Origin of the sequence: Intrasporangium zincisolvens (assembly GCF_034724055.1) — a bacterium.
GTDB classification, from domain to species: domain Bacteria; phylum Actinomycetota; class Actinomycetes; order Actinomycetales; family Dermatophilaceae; genus Monashia; species Monashia zincisolvens.
On record NZ_JAWIIL010000010.1, the window covers coordinates 155,156 to 162,067 of the forward strand.

At 74.2% G+C, this 6,912-nt stretch carries 5 protein-coding genes; 3 read left to right on the plus strand and 2 right to left on the minus strand.

Annotation, left to right across the window (positions count from 1 at the left end):
* Window position 1: 1 nt before the first annotated feature.
* A complete protein-coding gene (gene fabG, locus RY076_RS20360; protein WP_323101223.1) occupies window positions 2-769 on the minus strand; it encodes a 3-oxoacyl-ACP reductase FabG in 768 nt (255 codons plus the stop codon).
* Window positions 766-1,590 (minus strand): SDR family oxidoreductase, encoded by an 825-nt coding sequence (locus RY076_RS20365; protein ID WP_323101225.1) that lies wholly within the window; start codon window positions 1,588-1,590, stop codon window positions 766-768. Before RY076_RS20365 ends, fabG begins: the two co-directional genes overlap by 4 nt.
* 104 nt (window positions 1,591-1,694) lie before the next feature.
* Between RY076_RS20365 and RY076_RS20370 the strand changes: the two genes are divergently transcribed.
* The 3 genes from RY076_RS20370 to RY076_RS20380 all read left to right on the plus strand — a co-directional run.
* The gene (locus tag RY076_RS20370; protein ID WP_323101227.1) at window positions 1,695-2,729 is read left to right on the plus strand and encodes an alpha/beta hydrolase; all 1,035 of its coding nucleotides are present in this window, start codon (window positions 1,695-1,697) and stop codon (window positions 2,727-2,729) included.
* A gap of 68 nt (window positions 2,730-2,797) precedes the next feature.
* Window positions 2,798-4,354 carry an ATP-dependent DNA ligase gene (locus RY076_RS20375; RefSeq protein WP_323101228.1) on the plus strand — a complete coding sequence of 519 codons (1,557 nt, stop codon included), beginning with the start codon at window positions 2,798-2,800 and terminating at the stop codon, window positions 4,352-4,354.
* Between the two features lie 157 nt (window positions 4,355-4,511).
* Window positions 4,512-6,912 (plus strand): glycoside hydrolase domain-containing protein (locus RY076_RS20380; protein WP_323101230.1); only part of this gene is annotated, 2,401 nt, incomplete at its 3' end.

Here is a 6,912-nt window from a genome sequence, read left to right on the forward strand (position 1 = left end):
GTCAGTCCTTCGGGCCGCCGGCGACGTAGATGACCTGGCCGGAGACGAACCCGGCGCCCTCGCTGACGAGGAATGACGCCGTCGCGGCGATGTCCTCGGGCTGGCCGACCCGCGCGACCGGGATCTCCTTGGCCGCGCCCTCGAGGAACTGCTCGAAGGTGATGCCCATGCGCTCGGCGGTCTGGCGCGTCATGTCGGTGGCGATGAAGCCCGGGGCGATGGCGTTGGCGGTGACGCCGAACTTGCCGAGCTCGATGGCGAGGGTCTTCGTGAACCCCTGCAGGCCGGCCTTGGCGGCCGAGTAGTTGGCCTGGCCGCGGTTGCCGAGGGCCGACGTCGAGCTGAGGTTGACGACGCGGCCCCACTTGGCGTCGATCATGTGCTTCTGGGCCGCGCGCGTCATGAGGAAGGAGCCGCGCAGGTGGACGTTCATGACGGCGTCCCAGTCGTCGGCGGTCATCTTGAAGAGCATGTTGTCGCGGATGATGCCGGCGTTGTTGACGAGCACGGTCGGCGCGCCCAGCTCGATGGCAACCCGCTCGACCGCCGCGGTGACCCCGGCCTCGTCGGACACGTCGACGCCGACCGCGAGGCCGCGCCCGCCGGCCGCCTCGATCTCGGACACCACTGCGTCGCAAGCGGACTCGTCGAGGTCGAGGACCGCGACGGCGAACCCGTCGGCGGCGAGGCGCTTGGCGACGGCGGCGCCGATGCCGCGGGCGGCGCCCGTGACGATGGCGGTGCGCGTGGTGGTGGACTGCTCGGTCATGCGTTCTCCTGCGTCGGGGTGGTGTTGGTGGTGGGCGTGGTGTCGGGGGGCGCCCCAGCAGACTGCTCGAGCTTCTGCTGGAGCCGGTTCATGCCGGCGAGCCACGCGTCGGGGTGGCTCACGCGCTGGACGTGGTACTCGGCGACCTCGGGATGCGGCAGCACGAGGAAGGTGCCCGACGACATGGCCTCCCAGAGCGCGTCGGCCACCTGCTCCGGGCTGACGACGCGCTCGCGGGTCAGCAGCTCGCGCAGCGGCCCGGCGTCGGCGAGCATCCGCGTGTCGACACCCTGGGGGCAGATGGCGTGCACGGTGACGCCGCGGTGGCGGTAGGTGGCGTCGAGCCACTCGGCGAAGGCGACGGCGGCGTGCTTGGTCACCGAGTAGGGCGCGTCGCCGAGCATCGTCAGCAGGCCCGCCGCCGAGGCGGTGACGACGAACCGGCCCGGCACGCCGGCCCCGACCCATCGGGGCACGAGCTCGCGCGCCGCCCGCACGTGGGCGAGGACGTTGACGTCGAGGGCGCGAGCCCAGACGTCGTCGGACGCCTCGAGACCGAGCCCGGTGCCGATGCCCGCGTTGGCGACGAAGAGGTCGATGCGGCCGAGGTGACTGGACGCGGCGTCGATGAGGGCCCGGTTGCCGGCGTCGGTCGACACGTCGGCGACGAGGGGACAGGCGGCCACCTCGCGGGCCACCTGCTCGAGCGCGTCGGCGTCGCGGTCGGAGATGACGACGTGCCAGCCCTCGTCGACGAGGCGCTGCGCGACGGCACGACCGATCCCCCGGGCGGCCCCGGTGACGACTGCGGTGTCGGGCATGACGGCTCCTCGCGATGAACTAAGCGCTTGCTTACCTTGGCCAGTGGACGGGGTCCGCGTCAAGTGTCCGCCGGCCCCGAGCGTCCCGGGGTACGTTCGGGGCCATGGCCGGACGCGCGGGAGGCACGGTCGGGCGCGTCGCCGGCGCGGTCGTCGCGGTCGTCGGGGCGGTGGTCGGGGCGGTGGTCGCCGCGAGCCGGGTGTCGCCGTGGCCGTCGGTGCTCGTCATCCGCGCACTCTTCGACGCCGGTGCCCGCAGGGCCGACGCCGCTCTCGCAGCCCGCGCGACGACCGGCGTGACCGGCGTGACCGGCGTGACCGAGGTGCGGGACGAGCCCTACCTGGCCGACGACCCCGATGCCCGACTCGACGTCCACCGCCCGTCCGACGCGTCCGGCCCCCTGCCGACCGTCGTGTGGGTGCACGGTGGCGCGTTCGTCTCCGGCAGCAAGGACCTCATCGCGAGCTACCTGAAGATCATTGCCGCGCAGGGCTTCACGGTCGTCGGCGTCGACTACTCGATCGCCCCCGAGGCGCGCTACCCGATGCCGGTGCGGCAGACGGCCGCCGCCCTCGACCACGTGCTGCGCGAGGCCGACCGTCTCGGCGTCGACCCGACCAGGATCGTGCTCGCCGGCGACTCGGCCGGCTCGCAGGTGGTGGCGCAGGTGGCCTGCCTCACGACCGACGCCGACTACGCCGACGCGCTCGGCATCCGGACGTCCCTGCCGCCCGACCACCTGCGCGGCCTGCTGCTGTACTGCGGGGCCTTCGACTTCGACCTCGCCCGCGGCTCGACACCGCTCGGCTCGTGGCTCGTGCGGACCGCGCTGTGGGCCTACTCCGGGCGGCGCGATGCCCGCAGCGACCCGTCGTTCATGCTCGGGTCGGTACCGCAGCACGTCGGGCCGGGCTTCCCGCCGGCGTTCGTGTCGGCCGGCAACGCCGATCCGCTCCTGCCGCACTCCCTCGGCCTCGTCGAGGCGCTCGAGCGGCTCGGACTGGACGTCGACACCCTCTTCTTCCCCGCGGACCACGAGCCGCGCCTGGCACACGAGTACCAGTTCGACCTCGACGGCGACGCCGGCCGCCTCGCCCTCGAACGGGCCGTCGCGTTCCTGCGCCGCGTCACCGCCTGAGCCCTGCCCCACGCCGGCACGCCCGCGCGCTGCTGGCCGGTGTCGGCGGCGCGGGGCAGGATCGGGGCATGCTCCTGTCCGACGTCGTCGACACCTCGCGCGCGGTCGCGGCCACGTCGTCGCGCACCGCCAAGGTCGAGGCCCTCGCCGCCTGCCTGTCCCGTGCTGCCCTCGACGGTCCCGACACCGTCGAGGTCGTGGCCGCACACCTGTCCGGGGCGCTCCCCCAGCGGCGCATCGGCGTCAGCTGGCGCGGCCTCCGGTCGCTGCCCGAGCCGGCCGACGGGCCGACGCTCACGGTCGCCGACGTCGACGCCGCTGCAACAGCCATGGCCGGCCTCGGCGGGTCCGGCTCTGCCGCAAGCCGTTCGGCCGCCGTGAAGGAGCTCTTCGCCCGCGCCACCGCCGACGAGCAGCGCTGGCTCCGCGGTCTCATCACCGGCGAGACGCGACAGGGCGCGGGCGACGGCGTCATGCTGCAGGCCGTCGCGAAGGCGGCCGACGTGCCCGACGCCGCGGTGCGCCGCGCGGTCATGCTCGCCGGGTTCACCGGGCCGGTCGCACGGGCCGCCCTCGACGGCGGCGTCGCAGCCCTCGAGGCGATCACCCTCGAGGTCGGGCGGCCCTTGCGCCCGATGCTCGCCGGCTCGGCCCCCGACGTCGCCGCGGCCCTCGACACGCTCGGCGGCGAGGTCGTCGTCGAGACGAAGCTCGACGGCATCCGGCTGCAGGCCCACGTCGACCGACGCTCCGACCCGGGCACCGTGCGCCTCTTCACGCGCACGCTCGACGAGGTCACCGACCGGATGCCCGAGATCACCGAGGCCCTGGCCGGTCTCGACGTCGACACCGCGGTGCTCGACGGCGAGGTCATCGCCCTCGGTGAGGGCGGGCGCCCCCAGCCCTTCCAGGTCACCGGGGCCCGCACGGCGAGCACCGCCGACGTCGAGCGCCTGCGTGCCGAGGTGCCGCTGACACCGTTCTTCTTCGACCTGCTGCACCTCGACGGCCGCGACCTTCTCGACGCGCCGTCGCGCGAGCGCTGGTCGTCGCTCGCCGCCACGGTGCCCCCGGCGTGGCTCGTGCCGCGCCTCGCGACCGACGACGCCGACGCCGCGTCGGGCTTTTTCGCCGACCTCGTCGCGGCCGGGCACGAGGGCGTCGTCGTCAAGGACCCCGACCTGCCGTACGCCGCCGGCCGGCGAGGGCCGGGCTGGGTCAAGGTCAAGCCGCGGCACACCCTCGACCTCGTCGTCCTCGCCGTCGAGTGGGGCAGCGGCCGGCGTCGTGGCTGGCTCTCCAACATCCACCTCGGGGCCCGCGACGCCGACACCTGCGAGCTCGTCATGCTCGGCAAGACGTTCAAGGGCATGACCGACGAGATGCTCGCCTGGCAGACCGAGCGGTTCCGCGGGCTCGCGGTCGAGGACCCCGACGCGGGCGAGTGGGTCGTGCACCTGCGCCCCGAGCAGGTCGTCGAGATCGCCTTCGACGGCGTCCAGCGCTCGAGCCGCTACGCGGGCGGGATGGCCCTGCGCTTCGCGCGCGTCCTGCGCTACCGCGACGACAAGCCCGTCGACGAGATCGACACGGTGCAGGCGGTGCGCGCGCTCGCCGGGTGGTGACGCTGCAGGTCTGTGCAACGCGGCCGCTTTTGTCACCTTTCGCGCAGGTTGCGCCGGTAACCTCGGGCGCGCAGGTGGTCGGGGCCCCCTGCGTCCATGACAGATCCACGGCGTGCGCGGCAGGTCCACGACGACCCGTGGCGGCGAAGGGTCCGGCATGCGTTCTCCAGGGGTGGGCCGCCTGCGGCCGACGACGTCCGTGCTGCTCGCGACGGGTCTCGCGGTGACGCTGGGCCTGGCTCCGACCAGTGCCGCAGGAGCCGCGGACGCGACCACCGCACCGACCGCCTCGTCGGGCCCGGCAGGGACGGCGGCGACGACGGGCGCTCCGGCGTCAGCCCCCCGCGGTCCGGCCGCCGCACCGGCACCGCGCGAGGTGACCTACCGGGGCGTGCACCTGCGGGTGCCTGCCGACTGGCAGGTCGTCGACCTCGACGCCGACCCCACCCGCTGCGTCCGGCTCGACGTCCGCGCCGTCTACGTCGGTGAGCCGGCCGCGCAGCAGGACTGCCCGGCCCACCTCGTCGGCCGGTCCGACACGGTCTGGCTGCACTCGACGACCGCACGCGACACCCGCCCGACCTCCTCCCGGCAGACGCGCGTCGGCTCGCTGCCCGCCCACACGGCGCGCAACCCCGAGGGCCGCACGAAGCTGGTCCGGTTCACGACGCCCGGCGTCACCGTCGACGCCGCCTGGTCCGGCGACGAGGCCGTCGTCGACGACGTCCTGTCCACCGCGAGCACCGCGCCGACCTCGGCGCCCACCTCGACGGGCACGGCGAGCACGCCGGCGGACCGGCTGACGACGAACGTCAGCCGTGCGGTGACGCGTCCGGCCCTCTCCACGACGAGCGCAACGAGCGCGACCACCGCTGCGACCGCCGGCACGGGAGTCTCGAACGGCTTCCGGGGCATGGGCTTCGACACGTGCGCCGCCCCCGCTCTGACAACGATGCAGAAGTGGCACGACTCGTCGCCCTACCGGGCCATGGGCATCTACATCGGCGGGTCGATGCGCGCCTGCGGCGACGGCAACCTCTCGTCGTCGTGGGTGAGCCAGGTGACGGGGATGGGCTGGGGCCTCATGCCGATCTACGTCGACCTGCAGGCCCCGTGCGTCAACCAGCCGGGGCTGGCGAAGATCGACCCGACAAAGGCGTCCGCACAGGGCACCACGGCCGCCGGGGCCGCCGTCGCCCGCGCCCAGGCCTTCGGGCTCGGCGCAGGGACGCCCGTCTACTACGACATGGAGGCGTACGGCTCCAGCGACCCGACGACGGCCGCGTCCTGTCGCCAGACCGTTCTGACGTTTCTCACGGCCTGGACCACCGAGCTGCACCGCCTCGGCTACAAGTCCGGCGTCTACGGCAGCACGTCCTCCGTCATGGTCGACATGGCGAACGCCGTCGGCACGAGCGGGTTCACCCCTCCCGACGACGTGTGGTTCGCCCGATGGAACGGGCTGCAGACGCTCTCGGACGCCGCCGCCTACCCGGCGTTCAAGGACTCCTACTGGGCCTCCGGCCAGCGGATCCACCAGTACCAGCTCACGACCGAGACCTGGGGCGGGGTCAAGCTCGACATCGACGCGAACTGGGTCGGCGGCCACGTCGTCGGCACACCGGTCCCGGTCGACTACGGCACACGCGCCTACGGGCCGGGCAGCACGGCCTTCGTCTTCACGGGTCGGATGGACTACTGGCACTCCATGGCCCCGAAGGGAGTCCGCCAGCGCGCCTACTACACGAACGCCAACGGGGCCGCCGAGTCGAACGGGGCCACGTGGTCGCCGGTGCTGCCCCAGGGCTTCTACGCCGTCAGCGCCTCGGTCCCCGCGGCGACCTCGCCGGCTCGAGCCACGTACACCGTCACCGACGCCAACGGCTCCCGGACGCAGAGCCTCGCGCAGCCGGCCGCCGGCGGGACCATCGCCCTCGGCACCTACTCCGCCACGTCCGGCCGCTCGGTCAGCGTCCATCTCGGCGACAACGACACGAGCGCGACCCCCAGCCCCACGACCGCGACCGTCGCCGTCGACGCCATGACCTTCCAGCTCGTCGCCACGGCGCCTGCCGCGCCGGGCTCGGTCTCGGCCGTGCCGGGCGACGGGCAGGCGACGGTCCGGTGGGCCGCGGCCACGGACAACGGCAACCCGGTCACGGGCTACACGGTCACGGCGTCCCCGGGCGGCGCGAAGGTCTCCACGAACGGGTCGGCACGGTCCGCCGTCGTGACGGGTCTGACCAACGGCACCTCGTACACCTTCACGGTGACGGCGACGAACGCGGTCGGCACGGGCCCGGCCTCGACGCGCACGCCGGCCGTCACGCCGCTGCCGCACGGGCACCTCGTCCCCGTCGCCCCGGCGCGGCTGCTCGACACTCGCACCGGCACGGCGAGCAACCCCGTGAAGACCGCGCTCGCGCCGCGAGCTGCCCTGACGGTCCGGGTCGCCGGGGTCTCCGGCTCGCCGGTGCCCTCGGGCTCCTCGGCGGCAGCGGTCAACCTCACGGTGACGGCGCCGACGGCGGCCGGCTTCCTCAGCGTCGACGCCACGG

Bases quoted from the DNA above. Each gene is read 5' to 3' on its own strand.
- fabG (WP_323101223.1), bottom strand. From the start codon at position 769: ATGACCGAGCAGTCCACCACCACGCGCACCGCCATCGTCACGGGCGCC.
- RY076_RS20365 (WP_323101225.1), bottom strand. From the start codon at position 1,590: ATGCCCGACACCGCAGTCGTCACCGGGGCCGCCCGGGGGATCGGTCGT.
- RY076_RS20370 (WP_323101227.1), top strand. From the start codon at position 1,695: ATGGCCGGACGCGCGGGAGGCACGGTCGGGCGCGTCGCCGGCGCGGTC.
- RY076_RS20375 (WP_323101228.1), top strand. From the start codon at position 2,798: ATGCTCCTGTCCGACGTCGTCGACACCTCGCGCGCGGTCGCGGCCACG.